At 67.1% G+C, this 23,089-nt stretch carries 19 protein-coding genes; 12 read left to right on the top strand and 7 right to left on the bottom strand.

Going from position 1 to position 23,089, the window contains the following annotated elements; translation table 11 throughout:
* Positions 1-87: 87 nt before the first annotated feature.
* Positions 88-1,071, top strand: a complete 984-nt coding sequence (locus NJQ98_RS06815) for a ring-cleaving dioxygenase (protein WP_262177277.1) — start codon at positions 88-90, stop codon at positions 1,069-1,071.
* Positions 1,072-1,138: 67 nt separating this feature from the next.
* On the opposite strand, the gene NJQ98_RS06810 is transcribed toward NJQ98_RS06815, so the two are convergent.
* The gene (locus NJQ98_RS06810) at positions 1,139-1,600 is read right to left on the bottom strand and encodes a TRAM domain-containing protein (RefSeq protein ID WP_262177276.1); all 462 of its coding nucleotides are present in this window, start codon (positions 1,598-1,600) and stop codon (positions 1,139-1,141) included.
* 141 nt (positions 1,601-1,741) lie between these two features.
* Between NJQ98_RS06810 and NJQ98_RS06805 the strand changes: the two genes are divergently transcribed.
* On the top strand, positions 1,742-3,454 hold the full coding sequence (locus tag NJQ98_RS06805) for a histidine kinase N-terminal 7TM domain-containing protein (protein ID WP_262177275.1): 1,713 nt from the start codon (positions 1,742-1,744) through the stop codon (positions 3,452-3,454).
* Complete coding sequence (locus NJQ98_RS06800; protein ID WP_262177274.1) at positions 3,451-5,337, top strand: sensor histidine kinase; 1,887 nt, start codon at positions 3,451-3,453, stop codon at positions 5,335-5,337. The genes NJQ98_RS06805 and NJQ98_RS06800 overlap by 4 nt, the downstream gene beginning before the upstream one ends.
* Before the next feature lie 51 nt (positions 5,338-5,388).
* Here NJQ98_RS06800 and NJQ98_RS06795 read toward each other — a convergent pair whose 3' ends face one another.
* Positions 5,389-5,670 carry a hypothetical protein gene (locus tag NJQ98_RS06795; RefSeq protein ID WP_262177272.1) on the bottom strand — a complete coding sequence of 94 codons (282 nt, stop codon included), beginning with the start codon at positions 5,668-5,670 and terminating at the stop codon, positions 5,389-5,391.
* Positions 5,671-5,821: 151 nt separating this feature from the next.
* Here NJQ98_RS06795 and malA point away from each other — a divergent pair, with 151 nt between their 5' ends.
* The 4 genes from malA (at position 5,822) to NJQ98_RS06775 (ending at position 13,183) form a co-directional block, all read left to right on the top strand.
* The gene (gene malA, locus NJQ98_RS06790) at positions 5,822-7,813 is read left to right on the top strand and encodes an alpha-amylase MalA (protein WP_262177269.1); all 1,992 of its coding nucleotides are present in this window, start codon (positions 5,822-5,824) and stop codon (positions 7,811-7,813) included.
* Between the two features lie 118 nt (positions 7,814-7,931).
* Positions 7,932-12,467, top strand: coding sequence for a DUF7997 domain-containing protein (locus NJQ98_RS06785; RefSeq protein WP_262177267.1), 4,536 nt, complete (start codon positions 7,932-7,934; stop codon positions 12,465-12,467).
* An 84-nt stretch (positions 12,468-12,551) separates the two neighbouring features.
* On the top strand, positions 12,552-12,779 hold the full coding sequence (locus tag NJQ98_RS06780) for a DUF7557 family protein (protein WP_262177266.1): 228 nt from the start codon (positions 12,552-12,554) through the stop codon (positions 12,777-12,779).
* Complete coding sequence (locus NJQ98_RS06775) at positions 12,776-13,183, top strand: type II toxin-antitoxin system VapC family toxin (protein WP_262177264.1); 408 nt, start codon at positions 12,776-12,778, stop codon at positions 13,181-13,183. Before NJQ98_RS06780 ends, NJQ98_RS06775 begins: the two co-directional genes overlap by 4 nt.
* Before the next feature lie 143 nt (positions 13,184-13,326).
* On the opposite strand, the gene malQ is transcribed toward NJQ98_RS06775, so the two are convergent.
* Together malQ and NJQ98_RS06765 are read right to left on the bottom strand one after the other, a co-directional pair.
* Entirely contained in the window at positions 13,327-14,817 is a 1,491-nt protein-coding gene (gene malQ, locus NJQ98_RS06770) for a 4-alpha-glucanotransferase (protein WP_262177263.1), read from the bottom strand.
* Positions 14,818-14,889: 72 nt separating this feature from the next.
* Positions 14,890-15,261, bottom strand: coding sequence for a DUF4112 domain-containing protein (locus NJQ98_RS06765; protein WP_262177262.1), 372 nt, complete (start codon positions 15,259-15,261; stop codon positions 14,890-14,892).
* 226 nt (positions 15,262-15,487) lie between these two features.
* On the opposite strand from NJQ98_RS06765, the gene NJQ98_RS06760 reads away from it, so the two are divergent.
* Positions 15,488-16,537 (top strand): glycosyltransferase family 4 protein, encoded by a 1,050-nt coding sequence (locus NJQ98_RS06760; RefSeq protein WP_262177260.1) that lies wholly within the window; start codon positions 15,488-15,490, stop codon positions 16,535-16,537.
* A gap of 40 nt (positions 16,538-16,577) precedes the next feature.
* On the opposite strand, the gene NJQ98_RS06755 is transcribed toward NJQ98_RS06760, so the two are convergent.
* Entirely contained in the window at positions 16,578-16,919 is a 342-nt protein-coding gene (locus NJQ98_RS06755; RefSeq protein ID WP_262177258.1) for a DUF7510 family protein, read from the bottom strand.
* Positions 16,920-17,139: 220 nt separating this feature from the next.
* Here NJQ98_RS06755 and NJQ98_RS06750 point away from each other — a divergent pair, with 220 nt between their 5' ends.
* The 4 genes from NJQ98_RS06750 (at position 17,140) to NJQ98_RS06735 (ending at position 21,347) form a co-directional block, all read left to right on the top strand.
* Positions 17,140-17,517 carry a hypothetical protein gene (locus NJQ98_RS06750; RefSeq protein ID WP_262177257.1) on the top strand — a complete coding sequence of 126 codons (378 nt, stop codon included), beginning with the start codon at positions 17,140-17,142 and terminating at the stop codon, positions 17,515-17,517.
* Positions 17,518-18,028: 511 nt separating this feature from the next.
* On the top strand, positions 18,029-19,216 hold the full coding sequence (locus tag NJQ98_RS06745; protein ID WP_262177255.1) for an orc1/cdc6 family replication initiation protein: 1,188 nt from the start codon (positions 18,029-18,031) through the stop codon (positions 19,214-19,216).
* Positions 19,217-19,807: 591 nt separating this feature from the next.
* Positions 19,808-20,551 (top strand): GNAT family N-acetyltransferase, encoded by a 744-nt coding sequence (locus tag NJQ98_RS06740; RefSeq protein WP_262177253.1) that lies wholly within the window; start codon positions 19,808-19,810, stop codon positions 20,549-20,551.
* A gap of 157 nt (positions 20,552-20,708) precedes the next feature.
* Positions 20,709-21,347, top strand: coding sequence for an MSCRAMM family adhesin SdrC (locus NJQ98_RS06735; protein ID WP_262177252.1), 639 nt, complete (start codon positions 20,709-20,711; stop codon positions 21,345-21,347).
* Positions 21,348-21,636: 289 nt separating this feature from the next.
* Here the strand turns inward: NJQ98_RS06735 and NJQ98_RS06730 are convergent, their stop codons facing one another.
* On the bottom strand, positions 21,637-21,981 hold the full coding sequence (locus NJQ98_RS06730) for a hypothetical protein (protein ID WP_262177251.1): 345 nt from the start codon (positions 21,979-21,981) through the stop codon (positions 21,637-21,639).
* Between the two features lie 113 nt (positions 21,982-22,094).
* A complete protein-coding gene (locus tag NJQ98_RS06725) occupies positions 22,095-22,913 on the bottom strand; it encodes a hypothetical protein (protein ID WP_262177249.1) in 819 nt (272 codons plus the stop codon).
* Positions 22,914-23,089 lie beyond the last annotated feature (176 nt).

Genomic DNA, 23,089 nt, shown 5'->3' with positions numbered 1-23,089 from the left:
CGGAGCGCAAACGAGCGCGTGGCACACGGGGCCCGGTAACACCGGTGTCAGCGCGTATTCAAGTGCCAGCAGTGCGTAGCAAAGGGTATGACAGTATCCACACCAGGTATCCACCACGTGACCTGTATCGCGGGCGACCCACAGCGCAACCTCGACTTCTGGGTCGAGACGCTCGGGCTCCGGCTCGTCAAGCGGTCGGTCAACCAGGACGACCCCGGCACCTACCACTTCTTCTTCGCCGACGCGGAGGGGACGCCGGGGACGAGCATGACCTTCTTCCCGTGGGAGGGGATGCAACAGGGGAAGGTCGGCTCGGGCCAGGTCGCACGCACCGCGTTCCGGGTGCCCGAGGGCAGCCTCGACTACTGGGAGGAGCGGTTCGACGAGTACGGCGTCGACTACGACGACCGCGTCGAGCGGTTCGGCGAGACCGTCCTCCCCTTCTCGGACCCGGACGGGCTGCCGGTCGAACTGGTCGAGGTCGAACTCCCCGAGGACGAGCCGACGGTGCCGTGGACGGAGTTCGTCCCCGAGGAGTACGCCATCCGGGGCTTTCACTCGGTGACGCTGTGGCTTGCCGACCCCCAGCGCACCGAGGAGCTACTGCTGGAGATGGGGCTGGAGGAAGTCGGCACCGAGGAGGCCGAGGGCGACACGCCGGGCGACGAGCGGACCCGGTTCGCCGCCGGCGGCCCCGTCGGGAAGTACGTCGACGTCCTGCCGACCATCCAGGGCGGCCGACAGGGCCACGGCGTCGTCCACCACGTCGCCTTCCAGACCCCGACCGACGAGGACCAGGAGGCGATGCGGGAGGTCATCCAGTCGGCCGGACTGCGTCCGACACAGCAGATAGACCGCCACTGGTTCCGCTCGGTGTACGTCCGGGAACACGGCGGGGTCCTCTTCGAACTCGCCACGAGCGGACCGGGCTATACGAGCGACGAACCGCTCGACGAACTTGGCGAGCGCCTCGTCCTCCCCGGCGAGTTCGAGGCCCGCCGCGGGGAAATCGAGCCGCAGCTGACCGATATCACGGTGCCGCGGGCTGAGACGACCGAGGCCGACGACTGAGCGCGGCACAGTCCCCCCACGGCCGGCTGTCGCAGTTTCTCCACCCAACAGTGGTAGTCGCTCGCCGCTAGCGGACGGTGGCCTCGCCGACGGTCTCGGCGAAGGCGACGGTCTCCTTGACGTCGGTTATCTCCACCTCGACGCGGTCTCCCGGTTTGGTGCCCGGGACGATGACGATGAACCCGCGCTCGACCTTGGCGATGCCGTCGCCCTGGTCGCCGAGGGTGTCGATGGAGACCGTTCTGACTTCCCCTTCCTCGACGGGCGGCCCCTGGGAGTGGGACCCGTCCGGTTCCGGTTCGGGTTCGGGACGGGATACCGACGAGGGCTCCGTCTGTGACGGGGTCGGGTCGGACGTGTCGGTCTCGTCGGTCTGTTCGGCGGCGAGCAGGGCGATTCGGTACGTCTCGTCCGTGTCGATGGAGCCGTTCTCGACGAGTTCCGGCGGGATAGCGACCGTGTACCGGTCGTTCTCGTCCTCGACCGAGGTTTCGAACAACAGCCGCAGCGAATCGGATATCTGCGTCATTGCCCTGTCTACGAACGCCAGGGCTAAATCCTACCGGAATCGCACTGCATAATTCGCCCCGGTTCGCTCGGCCCGACACGACGCATCAGCCGATGGACAGTAACCCTGGGGGATTTTCCCGGCGGGGGGCAATTGCCCGCTATGGACGGCACAGTACCGCTCAGACTCTGGTACGTGGGCGTGCAGGTCGTCTCGGCGGTGGTTCTCGCCGTCACGGCCTACCTCGTCTACACGCGGCCCGACGCCCACCACCGACGGGAGTTCACCGCCTACGTCGCCGTCCAAATCGCCTGGCTGCTGGTCGCCACCGCGCAGTTCCTCGCGGGGACGACCGGGCTCAAGCACGCCCTCAGCCTGGGGACCGACCTGCTGGCGGTTGGGGCCATCGCGACACTCGGCTACTTCGCGACGGCCTACACCAACCGCTCGACGTCGCCCCGACGGCCCCGGAACGCCCTCTTTCTCGGCTGGGTGGTCGTCGCCGTCGGCGGGATACTCACCCAACCGGTGTTCGGGCTGCAGTACGCCGCCGTCGCCACCCGAACGGAGCCGACCGCGTATCTGGCTATCACGCCCGGCCCGATGTACCTGCTGAACGAGGTGGGCGCAGTCGTCGTCGTGGTCGTCAGCCTCGGCTACCTGGCCCGGCTGTTCGTCAGTTCGACCCACAGGCCGACCAGTTCGGTGCTGTTGCTGGTCGCCGCAGCGGCCGCCTCCTTACTGCCCAACGCGGTGTCGACGCTGGCCGCGGTCCCGCTGTTGCCCGGCTACGACCCCACCGTCTTCGGCATCGTCCCGCTGACCGTCGTGCTGGCCTACACCGTCTTTTTCAGGGGGGAGCTCGACCTGGCGCCGATGGCGCGTACCGAAATCGCCGACGAGATAGACGACGCCCTGTTCGGGCTGGACGACGCGGGCCGGGTCATCGACTACAACGCCGCCGCCGAGCCCCTGCTCCCCGACGACGTGGACACCCCCGTCGGGCGGGCCCTGTCGGCGCTGCTGCCCGGGCTGGCCGCGGAGATGTCCCTCCCGGAGGCGGGCGACGACGACGTCTCGGCCACCTACTCGACGGTGGTCGACGGAAGTCAGACCCACTACGCCGTGTCGGTCTCGCCGATAGTCGAGCGGGGCACCGTCGCCGGCTACGCGGTGGTGCTCCGGGACGTGACCGCGGTCGAACGGTCCAGCCGGGAGCTGTCCCGACAGAACGACCAGCTGGAGCGGTTCGCCAGCACCGTGGCCCACGACCTCCGGAACCCGTTGCAGGTCGCGGACGGCGCCGCGACGCTGGTGTCCGGCCAGTTACGGACCGCCGGTACGGCCGACGCCGCCGCGGCGGCCGACCACATGGACCGGGTGACCGACTCGCTCGGCCAGATAGACGACAGGCTCGACGAGCTACAGACCCTCGCGAGACACGCCACGTCCGTGACCGAGACCGAGCCGGTCGAGTTCGGGACCGCGGTCCGGGCGGCCTGGGACGGGGTCGACACCCCGGGGATGACCCTCGACGTCCCGGCCGACGGGACCATCCAGGCCGAGCGGGGTCGGCTGGCCAGCGTCCTCGAACAGCTCGTCCGCCACAGCCGGGACCGCGACGCGGCCCGCGTCGAGGCCGCGCTCACCGGGACCGGGTTCACCTACCGCGACGACGGCCGACAGGTCCCCTGCGCGGACCCCGACGACGCCTTCCGCTCCGACACGACGACAGCGCAGGCGGGGGGACTGGGGCTCGAAATCGTCCGGACACAGGTCGAGTCTCAGGGGTGGACCGTCGCCATCGAGCGGATGGACGGCGACACCGTGTTCGTAATCACCGGCGGGGAGACGACTGTCGGGGTGAGGGGATGAGCTGGGTCCTCGGACTGGGGCCGGTGAGACACCCGGTCAGAGCGGCGTACCTGTCCGTGCTCCTGGTCGGCATCGTCGGTACCGGGGTGATGAACATCTGGATTAAGCGGGGGCAGTCGACGGCCCGTATCCGCGCGGTGCTCCCCCTCAACACCGCCGCGATGGCGTGGGCGGGCGTCGCCGCTATCGAACTCGTCGTGGCCGACCCCGCCGTCGGCCGCTGGTTCGTCTACCTCCGGACCGCGCTGTCGTACGCGGCGGTGGTGGCGTTCGTCTACTTCGGGACGGTGTACAGCGGCCGCTCGACGTCGCCCCGGCGGCCGTTCAACGCCGTCTTCCTCGGCGGGATGGCGGTCGGGTTCCTCGGGCTGGTGACGAACCCCTGGCTGGGCTTGCACTTCGACCCGCTCGTCCTGGCCACCGACCCGTTCCCCTACTACCGGACCGGGTTCGGACCGCTGTGGCAGCTGAGCTTCCTGTGGTCGTATCTCGGTATCGGGGTGTCGCTGTACTACCTGGCGGAGCTGGTCGCGACCTCGCAACACCGGTCGCGGCGGCCGCTCGTGGTGTACGTCGTCGGCATAGCTGTCGCGCTCGTCCCCGGCGCGGTGACGTTCATCGCGGAGGTGCCGACGCTGCCGGGGTATGACCACACCGTTCTCGGGCTCAGCATTGTCAGCGTGACCACCTGCGTCGGCGCGTGGCTGGGGATGGTGGAGATAGCCCCCATCTCCCGGGACCGGCTGCTCGAAACCACCGGGGACGGGCTCGTCGTCTGTGACCGCGACGGGACGGTCGTGGACCACAACGGGCGGGCCGAGGCGTTTTTCGCCGACGAGGGAAGCCACGTCGGGTCGCCGCTGGCGGCGGTTTCGCCCGTCCTGGCCTCGGTCCTCGACGACCCGACCGGCGCCGGCTCGACGGCCGAGTTCACCGACGACGGGCGGCGGTACTCGGTGGTCGTCTCGCCCGTCACCGACGGGGAGACGGTCGCGGGGTCGGCGCTGCTGATACGGGACGTGACCGAGCGGACGGAGAACCGACGGGAGCTGCGCCGGCAGAACGAGCAGCTCGACGAGTTCGCCAGCAGCGTCTCCCATCACCTGCGGAACCCGCTCCAGGTCGCCGCCGGTCAGACCGAGCTCGCCCGGGAGCGCATCGGGGCGTCGCCCCCGGCGGGCGTGGAGACGGACCGGCTTGACGACCTCGACCGGGCGCTGGACCGAATGACGACCATCATCTCGGACCTGCGGACGCTCGCCGAACAGGGGAAATCCGTCGAGGCCACCGAGCCCGTCGCGTTCGAGTCGGCGGTGCGGACCGCCTGGTCCCACGTCGACACCGGGGACGCGTCGCTCTCCGTCGAGAACGACGGGACGATAGACGCCGACCGGAGCCGGCTGCTCAGCGTCCTGGAGAACCTCATCCGGAACGCGGTCGAACACGGGTCCACGAGCGAAGGCTCGCAAGCCAGTCAGCACGCCGCGGAACACGGGTCCACGAGCGAAGGCTCGCAAGCCAGTCAGCACGCCGCGGAACACGGGTCCACGAGCGAAGGCTCGCAAGCCAGTCAGCACGCCGCGGAACACGGGTCCGCGGACGGGGACGGCGGAGGCCTCGCCGTCACGGTCCGTCTCACCGACGACGGCTTCGCCTTCGAGGACGACGGCCGGGGCATCGACGCCGACCACGAACAGCTGTTCGACTACGGCTACACCACGAGCAGCGACGGGACCGGGCTGGGCCTGCGAATCGTCGAGACCATGGCCGAGTCACACGGCTGGTCGGTGGGAGTCGACCCCGAACACGACGGGGCCCGCTTCGTGGTCAGCGGCGCAGTCACGAACGTCGAGTCGGCCGCGGTCGAGGAGCCCGAGGTCTGACCGGTGTGTCGGTGGTGACGAAGGCGCCCCGGTCCGGGGAAGTCGCCCGTCTCAGGTCGCCCCGTCGAGCGCGGCCGCGATGGCCTCTAGCTGGGCCTTCCGAAACGGCCGCTCGGCCTCGTCGGGGTCGTCGGTCTCAAGGTCGCCGATAGCGTGGAGGATGCCGGCCCGCATCTGTGGCTTGGGCGGCAGCCGGTCCGTGTCGATATCGTAGCCGACGACGTCACAGATTGCGGCCAGGGCCTCCTTGGTGAAGGCCGTCGACTCGACGCGTTCGTATCGGCCGACGGCGGTTCTGATGTCGTTGCGCAGGTCGTCGACAGTCGGTGACATGGGCACAGCGACGGTCGGACGGGTGGTGTCGGTTGCGGTTCGGCCGCGCGACAGGGAGGCGAGTCACGGGCGTTACTACCCGGAAACAACCACGTCGATACCGTGCAGTCACCGCAAGGACCAAGACACTCCTAATCGCAGAGAAACATATATGCATCACCCTGGGCCGCCGCGGTTCGTGGCCGCCGGTGACGAGGTGGAACTCGCACCGCGGGACCCTGACCCGACGGCAACCTACAGGTGGCAGCTCGTACAGATACCCGAGGGCTCGGACGTGTCGGTTGGCGACGACCCGGTCGAGCAGCTCGTCCCGGACGTCCCCGGCACCTACGTCGCGGAGCTCACCGCGCCCGATGGCACGCACCGACTCACCGTGCGCGCGTTCCCGAGCGGGCTGTCGCCGGCCGCCGTCGGTGGCGCCTCCGGCTTCTCCGGCCAGCGCAGCGGTCGGGTCAGCGGCGGCGTCTCGGGCGGCGTCAGCGGCGGCCGGAGCGGCTCCGGCAGCTACGGCGACCTCGGCACCCGGGAGAAGGGCGAGGGCGGCCGTCCACGCCTGACGCTGACGCCGGTGGTCGATGGCGACGACGCCGTCGTCGAGGCCGACCCCCAGCCCCACCCGAACGCGACGGAGACGGCCGACGACCTCGAAGTCGAGTTCCTGCTGGACGACCGCGACGACGTCGACCCCGGCGCCGTCACCGTGGGCGACCGCGAACTGCGGGTGCCCTTAGCGGCCATCGGGGACCGCTTGCGGGTCCACGCGGTCGCAGTCGGCGAGGACGGCTACAGCGTCGCCGACGCCGCGGAGTTCGAGCGGGACGAGGAGGAGCTGGCGACCGACGGCGGCGCCGCCGTCCAGGCCGGTGGCACCGTCACCACGAACCAGCCCTACCACCCGCCCGAGTGGGCCGAGGAGTCGGTCATCTACGAGATATACATCCGCACCTTCGGCGGCGGCGAGGGCGAGGCCTTCGACGCCATCGTCGACCGGTTGGACTACATCGAGTCGCTGGGCGTCGACACAATCTGGCTCACGCCGGTGCTGCAGAACGACCACGCCCCTCACGGCTACAACATCGTCGATTTCCTCTCTATCGCCGACGACCTCGGGACCCGCGAGGACTACGAGCGGTTCATCGACGCCGCCCACGACCGCGGCATCAAGGTCCTCTTCGACCTGGTCTGTAACCACTCCGCGCGCACCCACCCGCACTTCCAGGCCGCCGTCAACGACAAGTCGAGCGAGTACCGCGACTGGTACCAGTGGCGCGGCGACACCGAGCCCGAGACGTACTTCGAGTGGGAGCACATCGCGAACTTCAACTTCGAACACCTGCCGGTGCGGCGGCACCTGCTGGACGCCGTCGAGAAGTGGCAGCCCCTCGTCGACGGGTTCCGCTGTGACATGGCGTGGGCGGTCCCGAACAACTTCTGGCGGGAGATACACGACTACTGCAACGAGGCCGACGACGACTTCCTGCTGCTCGACGAGACCATCCCGTACATCGCTGACTTCCAGGCCGGCCTCTTCGACATGCACTTCGACTCGACGCTGTACTTCTCGCTGCGGCAGGTCGGCAACGGCGAGGACGCCGAGAAGGTGCTCGACGCCATCGACGAGCGCGGCGAGGCCGGCTTCCCAGACCACGCCTCCTTCATGGTGTACGCCGAGAACCACGACGAGACCCGGTACATCGTCGACTACGGCAGGGAAGCCGCCGAGGCCGCCGCGGCGGCGACCTTCACACTGCCCGGAGCGCCGATGATATACGCCGGCCAGGAGTTCGGCCAGCGGGGCCGTCGCGACGACCTCGCCTGGGACCACGCCGACGACGGCATGCGGGAGTACTTCAGCTCCCTCGCCGACGTGCGAAAACACACCCCGGCGCTGTCGGCCGACGGCGACCTCCGGCGCGTCGACTACGCCGTCGAAGAGGGGTGGGACGACCGCGTCGTCGCCTACGCCCGGTCGACGGGAGACGACGCGGTGGTCGTCGTCCTGAACTTCGGCGAGGAGCCGGCGACGGTGTCGGTGCCCGAGGCGGCCGGCGACCACGACATCGTCGCCGACGAGGACGTCGGTGCCGACGGCGGCGCAGTCACGGTCGACAGCGCCGTCGTGCTGCCGGCCGGCTCCCTCTGACAGCCGGGCAGCGGACAGCCGGTATCGGGGTTTCGGGGGCTGAATACGGGAATACGGCCGGCCTGCAACATTACGTGAAACCACAGGGGTTTATTGAGAGCGTTGTCTTGTGATAGCCATGCGACTTACGACAGCGCTCAACGAGTACAAGAAGGCTCGTGGCGAGCGCTTCCCCGAGGAGAGCAAGACCATCTCTGGCTCGTTCTCGGGACATGGGGATCGCCTGGTGCACATCGGGGCACACGGTTCGTTGCGGGACTACTCCGACTCACTGTCCGGTCTGTACGGCATCGACCGCTCCCAGCTTGGCATCCAGGTCGGGGACGAGACGCGGTGGTTCAGCGACCTGGAGACCATCAGGCAACACTACTACCGCGACACCCGTCTGGTCGAGACCGAGTACGACGCCGGTAGCTTCACCGTCCACCAGTACGACCTGACGCTCGGTCGCGCACACGCGACCCACGTCGAGGTCCGCGGGACCGTTCCCCAGGGGGCGAAGCTCGTCGCGTTCGTGACGATGGCGCCGGAGGGGAAAGACACCGGCGTCGGTTCCCTCATCCACGAAGACGGCGGGCCGGACGGCTCCCCCGTACTGGAGGTGTTCCACCGCAAGGAGCACGACTACGTCACCGCGTCGACGGGGCTCGACGAGGTCCTGGGCCAGCGCCCCGAGCGCCTGGGCGAGATACTCGGCGACGAGGCCATCTACTTCCCGCGACGACGCGGCACCGAACGGCGCGACCAGACCCGGCTGACCGGCGACTTCCTCGTGACCGCCCCGCTCGAACGGACCGGCCGGTCCAACAGCACGACGCTCATCACGCAGCTCTCGGACCACTCGGAGGTCAGCCGCGAACAGGCCATGGCCGACATCAGCGTCTGTGCGGAGACCCACACGACGGGGTCGGAGCTGCGACAGTCCGCCCGCGACCGGACCCGCATCGAGGTGCCGGAGTCGCTGCCCCGGACCGAGAGCGTTCGGACGGACCTCCGGGTGATGGACCTGCTCGCCTCGCCGTCGGGCGGGCGCATCGCCGCCCCGGAGTTCGACCCGTTCTACGAGAACTCCGGCGGCTACGGCTACGTCTGGTTCCGCGACGACGCCTCCGTCTCCCGGCACTTACTCGAGGCCGGCGACCGGCTCGGCATCGAGACCGATGACCTCCTGGCGGAGAGCGCGGAGTTCCTCTGTGAGCGCCAGCTCGCCGACGGCACCTGGCCCCACCGCGTGTGGGCGACCGACGGCTCGCTCGCCCCGGGCTGGGCGAACGCCAACGTCGAGCGCAACGCCGACTCCCCCGAGTATCAGGCAGACCAGACCGCCACCGTCACCGCCTTCCTGGCGACGCTGCTTCGCACCCGGCACGGGCGGCTCGACGACTCGCTGACCGTCCAGATAAGGGACACCATCGTGGAGGCGGTCGACGCGCTCTCCCGGGACGTGGCCGACAACGGGCTCCCCTCGGAGTGTCAGAACGTCTGGGAGGACTCCGTCGGGCAGTTCGCCCACACCGCCGCGGCGTACGTCGAGGCCTTCGCGGCGGTCGCGCGGGCGCCCATGACCAACCAGATAACGGAGCGCAGCATCCACGGGGCCGAGCGCGTCATGGACGGTCTCGAAGCGCTCTGGGACGAGGAGATGGGGGTGTACGTGATGCGACTGACCGACGGCGAGGTCGACCACCGCATCGACGCCGCGGCGCTGAAGCTCACGGACGCCTTCCGCCAGTACGACGCCATCGACGACGTCCACCTGAGCGACGAGCGGGTCGAGCGGCTGGCCGACCACGTCAGCACGACGCTCGATACCCTGTTCCGGAACCCGCCCCACAGCCAGGTCGCGGGGCTCGTCCGCTACGAGGGGGACCGCTGGCGGATGCAGGAACAGGACGGCGAGAAGATATGGTCCGTCACGACCGGTATCGGGGTGGTCTCGGCCGCACAGGTCGGCGTCATGCTCAACGAGCGCGGCGGGAACGGCGACGCCTACCTCAACCGGAGCAGCAACCTCTACGAGCTCATCGCCGACGACGGACCGATGGCCTCCGAGGCCGGCTATCTGGCCGAACAGGCCTTCGACTCGGGCGAGCTCGACAGCGCGACGCCGCTCGGGTGGTCCCACGCCATCCGGCTCCACGCCACCGCCCTCCTCGACGACCTCAACGCCCTGCCGACGACCGCCTCTACGACCGAGGCGCCCGACGAGATGCCGACCTGGACGACCGGCGAGAAGTTCGGCGTCGGGACCGTCGCCGACCACAAGGAGACGGACCCCTCGCGCGTCTGGTTCACCCTCACGGAGGGCGCGCTGACCGAGGCGCGGTTCCCGCAGGTCGACCTCCTGAACCTCCGGACGCTCGATTTCATCATCCGGTGTAACGACGAGTCGGACTACGCGGTCCGGACCCACAAGGAGGACCGGCGCAACACCGACACCATCGAGCGGCGGGTCGAACCCGTCGACGACGAGGCGCTGCTCTTCCGGCACACCTTCAGGGAGACCGGCGACGGCCAGGGCCACGCCTGGGAGCTGACCGTCGACTACGCCGCCGACCCCGAACACGACGCCATCCTCGCGAGCGTGGAGTTCACCGCCGACGACGGCCACAGCTACGACGTCTTCTCCGCCGCGAACGTCTCGCTGACGAGTACGAACAGCGCCGACCGCGGGCTCCGGTACGGCGAGGCGGGGAACTTCCACCTCGCCGCCCGCAACCCCGAGGCCTACACGGCCGAGACCGACAACGAGTTGCTGGTCGACGAGAACGGCAACGCCCTCTCGGTCGCGCTGGCGATGGCCGCCCAGGGCCGGTTCGACTGGGCGACGGTCGGCGCCGCGGGCAGCGAGCGGTTGAACGCCCTCTACACGAAAGGGGAGCTGCCCGAGCCGATAGAGTCAGTCGACGGCGAGAACATCGTGCTCATCGGTCGGCTGGGCACCGGGGAGACCGCCCGGGAGACGGTGGCGCTCGGGTTCGCCCGGCGGGCCGACACCGCCGCCGCGCTCGGTGAGGCCGACGGGGCCCTCGACCGCGGCTACGAGACCGTCAGAGGGGCCTACGCGGAGAGCTGGGCCGACTACCTCGCGGACAAGGAGCTGCCGGACGCGGTCCGCGACGAGCCGGACCTGGCCAACCAGTACCGCAGTGCCATCATGACGCTGATGGCGGTCGAGGACAAGACCTACCACGGCGCCTCCATCGCGTCGCCGTCGGTGCCGTGGGGCGACGCGGTCTACGCCGGCGAGCCCAAGAACTACGGCTACAACTTCGTCTGGTCCCGTGACCTCTACCAGGTCTTTACCGCCTTCGACACCGTCGGGGCGCTCGACATCGCGGCCAAGCAACTGGAGTACATCTACGAGTTCCAGCAGGACGAGGCCGGCTTCATCCCGCAGAACACCTACGTCAACGGGACGACACGCTGGGGCGGCGAGCAGATGGACAACATCTCGTTCCCGCAGGTGATGGCCTACCACCTCGCGGAGGCCGGTATCGACTTCGACGACGTGAGCTACGGCTACGAGAACCTCCGGCGCTCGGCCAACTACGTCGCCCGCAACGGGCCCGAGTCCTCACAGGAACGCTGGGAGGAGGAGGCGGGCTTCTCGCCGTCCTCTATCGCCGCGGAGATATCCGGGCTGGCCTGTGCGGCCAAACTCGCCCTGAACGAAGGCGAGGAGGCCGACGCTCTCGTCTGGCTGGCGCTGGCCGACCACTGGGCCAACAACGTCGAGGACTGGACCGCCACCGAGACCGGGACCGAGCAACACCAGCACACGCCCTACTACGTGCGCGTGACCCGGGACGGGAACCCCGAGGCCGGCCACCTCCGGACGCTGGCCAACGACGGCCCGACGCTGGACGAACGCAACATCATCGACGGCGGCTTCCTCGACCTCGTTCGGCTCGGCATCAAGCCGGCGGACGACGAGACGATGGTAAACAGCGTCACCGAGGTCGACGACACCATCCGCGTCGACGTCGAGGACGCGCCCGGCTTCTACCGCTACAACGGCGACGGCTACGGCGAGCGGGGCCGGGACGACCCCGGCGCGCCGTGGTCCGTCGAGCACAAGGGCAAGGGCCGGCTCTGGCCCCTGCTGACCGGGGAGCGCGGCGAGTACGACCTGCACCTCGACGAGCCGACCATCGAGCCCGAGACCGCGCTGCGGGCCATGGAGCAGTTCGCGAACTCCGGGCGGATGTTGCCCGAACAGGTGTGGGACCGCGAACACGAGACCGACTACAACTGGGAGTTCGGCCAGGGGACCGGCGGGGCGACCCCGCTGGCCTGGGCGATGGCCCAGTACATCCGGCTGGCCCACAGCGTCAGCGCGGGGACGCCCGTGGAGACCCCCGAGTTCGTCCACGAGCGCTATCGGGAACAGGCCCTCAACGAACCGGACCGCAGCCCGGCCCTGCGCGTGGACACCCAGTTCCGCGGCAACGACCTCGTCGTCTCCGGCGAGACGACGGGGGTGAAAGTCGTCATCAAGACGCCCGTCGAGAGCGTCATCCTCGACATCGACGACGGCAAGTTCGAGGAGTCACTCGCCGTCCAACCGGGCGAGAACCAGATAATCGTCGCCGCCGCCGACAAGGCCGACCTGGAATCGGCCGGCACGACCGTCTGGCGGATGAGCCTGTAGTCGGCGACGGAGCGAGCGCCGGCGGTCCGGTTTTTGACCCGTGTCGGCGCAATCACTAACCCGCTCGAATACATTGTATTCGATATGAGTTCGTCAATTCGCATCTCCGAGGAGACGAAAGCCAAACTCGAAGCGGTGAAGCGCGAAGGGGAGACGTTCGACGAACTGCTCGACCGGCTCGCAATCACCCGGACTGAGGAGGACGTGCGTGAGATGGCCGGATTCGCCGAGGAGGGCGTCGAGGAGCACATGAAACAGAGACGCGAGGAGCTCAACGAGTCGTTCGAATCCCGGCCATCGGGCGTGGAATGATTCTCCTCGACAACAACATCGTCCGAAAGTACGCGCGCCCGGACCCGGATGAAGCCGTTCTCGACTATCTCTCGGCCCACCGGAGTGAACCGTGGGGCATCTCGGCGCTGGTCCTCTACGAATTCCTGAGCTACTACGAGAGCCAGTCAAAACAGCGCGCCCGGCGCCACCAGCTGACCCAGGCCGTCGACGACGTGCTCCCGTTCGATGCCGACACCGCGGCGGAGGCGGCCAGCATGGAAACCTCGCTCGATGACGCCGGTATCTCACTCGACGGTGTCGACCTCCTCATCGCCGCAACGGCACGCCAGCACCAGGCGACGTTGGCGACCGCGGACAGGAACGATTTCGACAAGGGCCCGGTTCGCGAGCTCCTGGATATCGACATCGTCGACGCGTATTGAACGAGCCCGCACTGCGCTACGCGGAGCGCGCGACCCGACGGCGGTCACTCGACGTGGGATAGAGTGGACTCGGGCTGCCTTCGACAGCGACGGGCTCGCATCGGGTGCGGCGCTTCGACCGGGTATCCGAGAGCAGGGGGTGGTTACCGAATCGTCCGGTCGGTAACCAACATCAGCTCGGTAGCGATGTCGTCGTCGAACCCGTCCGTGGTGACCCGCCAGCGCCAGTTGCCGGTGGCCGTGCCCGGGGTGTTGAAGCGGGCCTCGCTGTCGAGCCCCAGGAGGTCCTGCATCGTCGTCATCGCGATGACAGCGTTCGAGTTCCAGACGGCCTCGATGATGTCCCACTCGATGCCCTCCCCGTCGGCCCCGAGGTTGTGCTTGAGACAGTCCCGCTGGCGGTCGCCGAGTTCGCGCCAGTAACCGACGACGGTGTCGGTGTCGTGCGTGCTCGTGTACCCCACCGACTGCTCGGGGTAGTGCATCGGCTGGTACATGTGGCCCTGCTCGCACCAGTCGGCGTACTGCGGGACGCGCATCCCCGGGAAGTCGTAGTGGTCACGCAGCGACGCGATGCGCTCGTCGAGAAAGCCCAGGTCCTCGACGAGGAAGGGCAGTTCCCCGAGGTGGTCGCGCATCCGGTCGAAGAACTCCCGACCCGGCCCCTCGCGCCACTGCCCGGCGGCGGGGCTGTCGGCCTCGGCGGGGATGGCCCAGAACTCGTCGAACCCCTTGAAGTGGTCGATACGTGCGATGTCGACCTGCTCGAAGAGGCGGTCGAACCGCCGGCGCCACCACGCGAAGTCGTTGTCCCTGCAGGTGTCCCAGTCGTAGACGGGGTTGCCCCAGCGCTGGCCGTCGTCGCCCGGGTTGGGCGGCACGCCGGCGACCTCGGTGGGCTGGTTGTTCTCGTCGAGCCGGAAGACGTCGGGCGCAGACCAGACGTCCGCCGAGTCGAGCGCCACGTAGATGGGAAGGTCCCCGACCAGTTTGACGCCGTGGTCCGCGGCGTAGTCGGCCATGGCCTGCCACTGCTCGTCGAACACCCACTGGACGAACTTGTGGTACCGTATCTCGTCGGCGAGTTGCTCGCGGCGGTCCTCAAGCGCGTCGGGGTCGCGGGTGACGATTTCTTCGGGCCACTCGGTCCAGAGTCGACCGTCGAACTCGGCTTTCAGCGAGATAAACAGCGCGTAGTCGTCGAGCCACTCCGACTGTGCCGCACAGAAGGCCTCGAAGACGTCCCTGTCGTCGCCGTTCGGGTCGGCATCGAAGCGCTCGTAGGCCGAGCGGAGTTTCGACTCCTTGAACTCGGTGATGCGGTCGTACCGGACCTCGTGGCGGGAAGCCGCGTCCGGCGGGTCGAGGTCGCCCTCGTCGAGATAACCGCGGTCGGCGAGGTCCCGGAGGTCGACCAGAATCGGGTTCCCGGCGAAGGCCGAGTACGCCTGATACGGGGAGTTGCCGTGGGCGCCCGAGGTCGGACCCAGGGGACAGAACTGCCACAGCGATTGGTCGGCCGCCGCGAGGAAGTCGATGAACTCCCGGGCGCCGGCGCCGAGGTCGCCGACGCCATGGGGGCCGGGGAGCGACGTGAGATGGAGAAATACACCACTTTGTCGTTCGAAACGCATACCTTCGGCTTCCAAGCACAGCTATTTCAAGCTATTGTCCGGCATAAGAGGCAACAGCGGCACGCGGCCGGTCTAGCCGCCGAGGTGGCGTTCGAGGAGCCGGTAGTTCCACCGGTTGGCTTTCCAGAAGGCGTCGAACACCGACCCGAGGACCGGAACGGAGCCGACGACGGCGTCTATCGTGACCAGCCCCAGCATCGCGGCGAGCGTGCGCTTTGGCGTCCCCAGCCGATAGGCCTCCGCTATCGGATACAGCGAGAGGGCCGCGCCGACGGCGTCTCCCGCGACCGGCAGGATGCTCAAGAGCGGGTCCAGACCGATACGGAAGTCGGTCCCGGGGATTCGGACCGCTTCGTCGAGCAGCCGCGTCACAGTGTGGACCCGGTCCAGCGTCGCCGCTTCGGCCGCCGTCAGCTCCGAGTCGAGCGATGGGTTCCGCGCCATAGACAGTCCAGGCGCCCCAGCATCAAAGAGATACTCCTCGGCTGCGAGCCAACTGACTAACCGACAGCGTCGGCTTTGTTGGGGGGTATTACCGCCGACATCGTTCCGCAGTTACGGCCGGTGTGGACTCCCGGTAGCGGAGGCGGAACGGCGGAAATGCCGTCCCCTCCGCCCACCACAAACGTATTTACCGCATTGACGTGATTTACGAATACGGGTTACTGATATGCCACCGAAAGTTTTGATGCTCGGCTGGGGGTTTCCACCGAATATCACAGGCGGGCTCGATACGGTCGTAGGGGAGCTGTACGAACAGCTCGAACCGCGTGACGACGTACAGTTCGAGCTGGTGTTACCGGACGAGTACGCCCCCGAGGACAGGCCGGGTATCCACGGTGTCCCGACGGGCCAGGGCGACATCATCACGCGTATCGGTCGGCTGGCGGGCGATTTCGCCGATATCGCCGCCGACTTCGACATCATCCACACGAACGACTGGTTCGGATACAATCCCGGGACGCGGGCCGCCTCGACGACGGACATCGAGTGGGTCACCTCCTTTCACTCCCTCTCCCAGGACCGGAACGTAAACCCGCCGGAGCGGGAGGTCCAGACCGAACAGCGCGTGGCCAACCGGTCGGACCACCTCATCGCCGTCAGCGAGTTTACCCGACGCCGTATCCGGGAGTTCTACGACGCCGACGCACGGGTCATCTACAACGGTTTCTCGTCCGTCGAGCCGACCGGGAAGGACATCAAAGCCGAACTCGGCATCGACGGGAAGATGCTCTTTTTCGTGGGCCGACACACCGACCAGAAGGGGCTGTCGTACCTCCTCTATGGGCTCTCGAAGCTCCGCCGTGACGACCTGACGCTCGTACTGGGCGGGACCGGCCACCTGACCGACCAGCTCAGGCGGTTCACCGAACTGCTCGGCATCGACGACGAGGTCATCTTCGCCGGGTACCTCGCACAGGAGGAGCTCGGGGACTACTACGCCAGCGCCGACCTGTTCGTCTCGCCCTCGCTCGCCGAGCCCTTCGGTATCACCATCGTCGAGTCGCTGTCAGTCGGGACCCGCGTCGTCGCCTGCGAGAGCGGCGCCGCGGAACTGCTTCCGGACGACTGTGTAATCGAAGTCGAACCCGACTCCGACTCCATCGCCGACGGCATCGAGCACGCGCTCTCCCTCGATACGCCCATCGAGTACGAGGAGCGGACCTGGGAGGACGTCGCCGACGAACACGTGGCGTTCTACAAGGAAATAACCGAGTAGTGCCGACCGGTCGGCCGGCTATCGGCGCCGGCGAGAGAGACTAGCGGAGAAAGCGAACGTCGGTTACCGGCTCCGGATGGACGATGAAGTAGCCGCCTGCCGTCGGTTCCATTCCGGTGACGGACGAGGCGTCGGGATGGGTCGAGTACGGGCTCTCCTGGGCGCCGCTTCGGGGCTCGTAGGGGCTATCGTAGGCGCTACCGTCGGGTTCGCGGTCAAAGTCCTCCGGCGGGAGGTATATCTTCTCCCCCGACTCCGACCGGACGATGACCGCCGTGTCGCGGTCGCCCGTGACCCGGATTTCGGTTCGCCCGTTACCGATGTCCATGTCGAAACCGACCGAGTCGAGCGTCGTGTCGTCGGTCCCCGAACTCTCGCTCATGACGTGGGAATGGAGGGTCGGTTACTTAGTCCTTCGCCAAGCCCTGCTCTCCGCCGGGATACCACGCGTGAGCGGAGGAGACAGAGATGAGACAGTCCGAGGCCGACCGGACCAGTTCGGGACGGTGGTACGTACGTGACGAGCGACGGCGGCACATCTGAAACGACTAGGGATATCACAGAGAGACGAGGAGATTCGAACAGCGTGGTGGTTCAGTCCAATGATTGATACGACACAGATACAGATGGCTGCCGTCGTGTTCCCGGTTATCGTTCTGATTACGAACTTCGCGATCAACTCCGTAACTAACGAGGACGACCGGCGGTATCGGGTGTTCGTCGGTGGGATGGGGATACTGGGACTGCTCACGGCGATGATAGCCGCGATGCTCCTGTTCCTCGGTGGCTTTCTCGGCCTCCAGATCACACTCGCTTACCGCTTTCTGATGCTATCGGTGATAGTGTTGTTTTTCCTCTCCCTGGGAATCATCGTCCACGAGCTGTCACGGGGACTCGAGACCGAATCGGACCGGATCTACGTCTTCGTCGGCATCGGCGTGTTCGTCAGCTTCGCGATCATCCTCTTTCGCGTATTGTAAACGAGCGTTCTGCGTGCCGGGCGAGGACCAGAGGAGCCACCATCGGGAGGTGTTTCGGGACCGGACAAGAGGTCGGAGTCACACGATTGAAAGGGGACACACCCACCCCACTGGTTCCGCTGTTAGCGGAGAGAAGAACGGCACCACCCCCATGGGAGGGGGTGCTTTGTCATTCTGTGAAGAACGGTGTACGGGTATGTTTTACAGGGAAGGTATTTAACGTTATTCACTAGCTCTAGAAACTTACTCCAACTCGTACTGGTAACGTCACCGTTCCTTCGGCCTTTTTCCGATAATAGGTCACCTCACTGCGTTCAACCCGCTTGCCTTCGCATCGCTAACAGCGGAACCAGTGGGGTGGGTGTCCGTCCGGCCGACATCCTGGTCAGAAGCGTCTCCGGATAACAGCGGAACCGGTGGAGTCGGAGCTATATAAAAGACTAGCAACAGCGGAAGCAACGGAAGCAGCGGAAGCAAAGGTTAAGTCCCTCCCTCTCACACACTGACTCGAATGAGTGACCTCTCGTTTACGCCGACGTCGTCGATTTTCGAGAAGCGTGAGGCGCTGCTGGAGGAGTGGACGCCGGAAGAACTCGTGGGCCGCGACAACGAGCTCCAGCGGTATCACGCCGCGTTGCAACCGGTCATCAACAACGAAAGCCCGTCAAACATCTTCCTCTACGGCAAGAGCGGCGTCGGAAAGACGGCCGCGACCCGATATCTCCTCAACGCGCTCAAACGCGACGCGGCGGACGTCCCCGAACTCGACCTCCACACTATCGAGATAAACTGCGACGGGCTCAACTCGAGTTACCAGGCCGCCGTCGCCCTCGTCAACGAGCTCCGCGACCCCGCAAAGCAGATATCGAACACCGGATACCCGCAGGCTTCGGTCTACCAGTTCCTCTTCGAGGAGCTCAACGAGGTCGGCGGCACGGTCCTCATCGTCTTAGACGAGGTCGACCACATCCAGGACGACTCGCTCCTGTATAAGCTCCCGCGGGCGCGGTCGAACGGCGACGTGACCGACGCGAAACTCGGTGTCATCGGTATCTCCAACGACCTCGACTTCAGGAACCAGCTCTCCTCGAAGGTCCGCTCGAGCCTCTGTGAGAAGGAGGTCTCCTTCTCGGCGTACGACGCCCAGGAGCTACAGCTCGTTCTCCAGCAACGGGACTCGGTCGCGTTCAAGTCGGGCGTCCTCGACGACGGCGTCGTCCAGATGTGTGCCGCCTACGGTGCCAAGGACTCCGGGGACGCGCGTCAGGCGCTGGACCTCCTGCTCGAAGCCGGTGACCTCGCCCGGGAGTACAACGACGACCTCGTCACCGAGGCACACGTTCGCGAGGCCCGACAGCGACTCCAGACCGACCAGGTGGTCGAGGGTATCAGGAACTACTCCGACCACGGACAGCTCGTTCTGTATGCGCTGACGCTGCTCGCGGAACGAAACGAGACGCCGGCCCGCACGAAGGACATCCTGGCGGCCTACCAGCAGGTGGCAAACGAGAACGGCATGGACCCGGTCTCGCTGCGGTCCGTGCGCGATTATCTGGGCGAACTGGACCAGTTGGGAATCATCTCATCGACGGAGTTCAACCGCGGCAAGGGCGGCGGGAAGTACAAGGAACACGAGCTGGAACAGTCCGTCTCCTCGGTGAAGACGGGGCTCTCCGAGATACTCGACGCGACCCCCTGACCCCACCGGTTCCGCTGTTAGCGGGTCGAATGCCTCGCTTTCGTCGTCGCTCAGGAATCGAGTAACGATACCTTTCCCCCTCCGTCAGTGAGTAAGGTCACTTATCGGGCGGGGTTACCCCACTGGTTCCGCTGTTATTGCCCGCTCGCCGCTCTCACCCCACTGGTTCCGCTGTTAGCCTCGGACGGCGTCGGTGAGGTCAGCGATCGGGTGGTCCGGAAAGTCTACCCCACCGGTTCCGCTGTTACCACGGACTGCTATTCCCGCGGCTCCGCTGTTCCTGCAGGCCCATACGCCCGCCGGACCCGTTGTTACCGCGAACCGACACCCCCACTGGTTCCGCTGTTAGCGCCGCTCTCACGACACCATCGCTTCCGCTGTTAGCCGACTCCGGGGAGATGAACCCCACCGGTTCCGTTGTTAGCTCGTTCCGGGGGAGTTGCTGTTCCGTCGCCGAACCGGCGGTAACCTCGACCGAACGCTTCGCACACGTCTGTCGGTCCGTCGTCGCGGCAGCGTCGCCGCGAACGCGACGGCCGTGGGGGCGAGTTTTGGACGGTTACTTTTGTTTACGGACTGTCAATAACCGCTATGGATATCCGAGAGGCGACACCGTCCGACAGCGAGCGTATCGAGCGCATCGCGGAGAGTTCGTTCAACTCTTCGTTCGCGCTCAGCCCCGAGGAGATAGCGACGATAATCGAGCAAGCGTTCTCGTCGGAGGCGCTTGAGGACCGGCTGTCCGAATCGGACGGCTGGTTCCTCGCAGCCGAGGCGGAGGTCGACGACGAGACGATTCTGTCGGGGTTCCTCGACGGCACGGCGGACGGGCGCATCCGCTGGCTCCACGTCGACCCGGAAGCCCGCGGGCAGGGTATCGCGACGGCGCTTATCGAGCGACTACGTTCGGAGCACGGCGACCGACCCCTCACCTGGGAGGTCCTCGACGCCGCCGTCGAGGGCGGGGGGTTCTGCGAGCAGTTCGGCCTCGCCGAACAGGGCCGCGATTCGCTCGAAGTCGGCGGACACGAGTTCGGGCTGACGGTCTACGCCGAGGGCGACCGGAACGAGGAGCTCAACGAGCCGGCCGTCCCGGTTCCCGAGACGGTCGACGCCGACGGCGAGGACCGCCCGCTCGACCGCGAGGAACCGATTCCCGGCCGTGAGGCGCCGTTTTTCCGCACGTTCGTCACCGAGGACCGGGAGTCGGCCCACGGCTACTTCTGCTCGCAGTGCGGGAGTACCGACGTGACCGCCGACGGCCTCGACCGACTGGAGTGTGGGGACTGTGGCAACGTCCACCTGGCCGACGAGTGGGACGGCGGCTACCTCTGATGGCCCGTGGACGCTCGACGCGCGGCGGCGTCCGACACGGCCGGTGTTCGGAAAAGCCCGCGTTACTCACGGTAGCCCCTCGAAAACAGTCGAAGCGTCGTGCGCCTTTATACTGCTCCGTCAGTAGCTATTACCACTGGCCCGGCGGGCAAACAGCATGACATCGGACGACTCTGACACACAACGGGGAGACGACGAGGGCACCGAGCGGCCGCCACGGGACCCGGAAACCGGGAAGTTCCTCCCCAAAGACGAGCGGCCGGACGGGACGTCGGATTCGCCGGAGAGCGAGCGGGACCGACCCGACGAGCCGGCTGACCGGTCGGCCGAGGACGCCGGGAGCGACCCCGCGCCGACCGGCAGGGAGTCAGAACCCGACAGCTCGGCCCCCGAGGCGGGCGGGCAATCGGCCAGCGAGGACGAATCGACACCGACGACAGGAACCCGAGGCCCGGAATCCGAACAGATGGACGAAGAGAGTGACCCCACGGACGAAGCGAACGAACAGGAAACCGAACCGGCGGACGTGGACCGGGAGACCGATAGCCCGCCGTCCGCGTCCGACTCCCCTGGCGAGACAGACGCCGAATCCCGGACGGCCGTACCGGGCGATACGACGGCGGGGACGGAGTCACCGGCTGTTCCCGGTCGGGGGCCCGAAGCGCGCTCGACATCACGGCCCGTCTTCGTCGCGAACCCGACCGGGTATCCGCGACCGCAGGCGGTCTACCTGCCCACGCACCCGTGGCTTCGGCTCCCGTCCCGCCCCCCGGCGTACGAAACGGTATCCCGGTAGCTCTCCCCAGCGGAAACCGTCCGATACCGCCGACGCTTCGGACTGCCGATTCTCGACTGCATAACAGCGATATCGTCGTGAAGAAACGGTGCTGTCCGGGTCGCCGACTCGGTGGTATCCATCGCGAAAGGCCGAGAGCGCGGCGACAAAACGGCTCGTGAGGAGCGGTGTCTGCGTCACCTACCCGTTCCTCGAAGGCGACGACAGCGCCTGTCGCCCGCCGAAGCGCCAGCCGACGACAGTTCCGGCCGTCACCCTCGTCGCTTACCGGTGCGCGAGCAGCCCCGGTCTACCGGCCGGACTGGCCCGGTCCGCGGGGGAACTGCTGGGTCTGCTGTTGCTGTGTGTGGCCGCTTTGCTGCGTCGGCGCTCCGTGCCCCGCCCCGCCGGCGCGGCCCTGTTCCGGCACCCCGGTCGGCTGGGGAGCCTGCTGGACCATCTCGTCGGGCAACACGAAGTGTAGCTCGGTGATCGGCACGAAGCCGTCGGCCCCTTCGTCCGATTCGTCCGCTTCTGATTCCTCCTCAGACTCGCCCGCTCGCGCCATGTCCTCCTGGAAGAACAGGACGCCGGAATCGATGGCCTTGAAGTCGGCACACTGTATCGTGGTTCCGTCTTTACAGATGATTTGCACTGTGAAACACCGTCTGATCCTTCGATTGGCCGACAGATAAGTACGACCGAGCTAGCCGCGGTACCACCGGATTACTCGGGTCTGAACGCTGAAAACGGCGGATGGGGCGGCCCTTAATTGCTGTCGACGGGGGCCTCTGTGCTGCTCGACTCCTCCTCGGGCACGCCGCCCGCCACCGCAAGCTGGCGCTCGGACTGCTGGGGCTGTTGAGGCTGCTGTTGTTGGGATTGCTTCTGTGGCTGCTGGGGCTGTCGCTGTTGGTACTCCGGGGCGGGCTGTTGGGACTGGACGGGCTGCTGTGACTGGACCGGCTGCTGGGACTGGACAGGCGGCCGCTGAATCCACTGCCTGGTGGGTTGGGCCGTCTCCCTCCCTTGCGGCGGCCGCTGTGCCTGTGGGTTGGCTGGCGGCTGCCGGGCCGGGGGCTGCTGTTGCCCGCGTTGCTGACCCATCGACTGCTGTGGCGGCTGGCTCCGCCCGTCGTATGCGGGCTGTTCAGCCCCCGGCTGTGGTTCGCCAGCGCGCTGCTGGCCGCCGAAGGCGTTGCCGGGCTGGAACTGCGCCTGCTGGGCCTGGAGCTGCTGTTGGCCCACGTTGCCGGCCTGCTGGAGGCCCTGGTCCGTCATGCGGGTGGCCTGCTCTATGCCCTGCTCGGTCATCTGCGCGGCGTTCTCGGCGGCGTTATCGACCGTCCGGAAGTAGGTGTCCATCGCCTCACGGGTCAGCTCGGTACTCCGGTTACCGATCCAGCTACTCATCTCCAGCCCGTTGAGAAACAGCTTCCCCGCGCTCCGCTGGAGTTCGATAGACTGTTTCAGCGGTATCTCGACGGCCTGGTCCAGGGCCTCCTGCCCGATGTCGAGAGCGTTTTGCTGCATTTGAATCGCGTTGCTCATCAGCTCGACCGTCTGTTGCATATCGGATTGGCTCATGGTTGGTGATGGGTCGTCCGCACAGTACACACGTCGGGCCGCCCCCGAAGCGCGACAGACCGTAACCGGGCTGTTCGAGGCGGTATCCGGCACGCGCTACGCGTTGTTCGTGTGCATCAGACCGGATGGCGGTGTCAGTAATAAACCGGCGGCACTGTTCAGCGGGTAAGCGTTAC

Source organism: Haloarcula laminariae, assembly GCF_025457605.1.
GTDB classification, from domain to species: Archaea; Halobacteriota; Halobacteria; order Halobacteriales; family Haloarculaceae; genus Haloarcula; species Haloarcula laminariae.
This window is presented reverse-complemented; position numbering and strand designations above follow the sequence as displayed.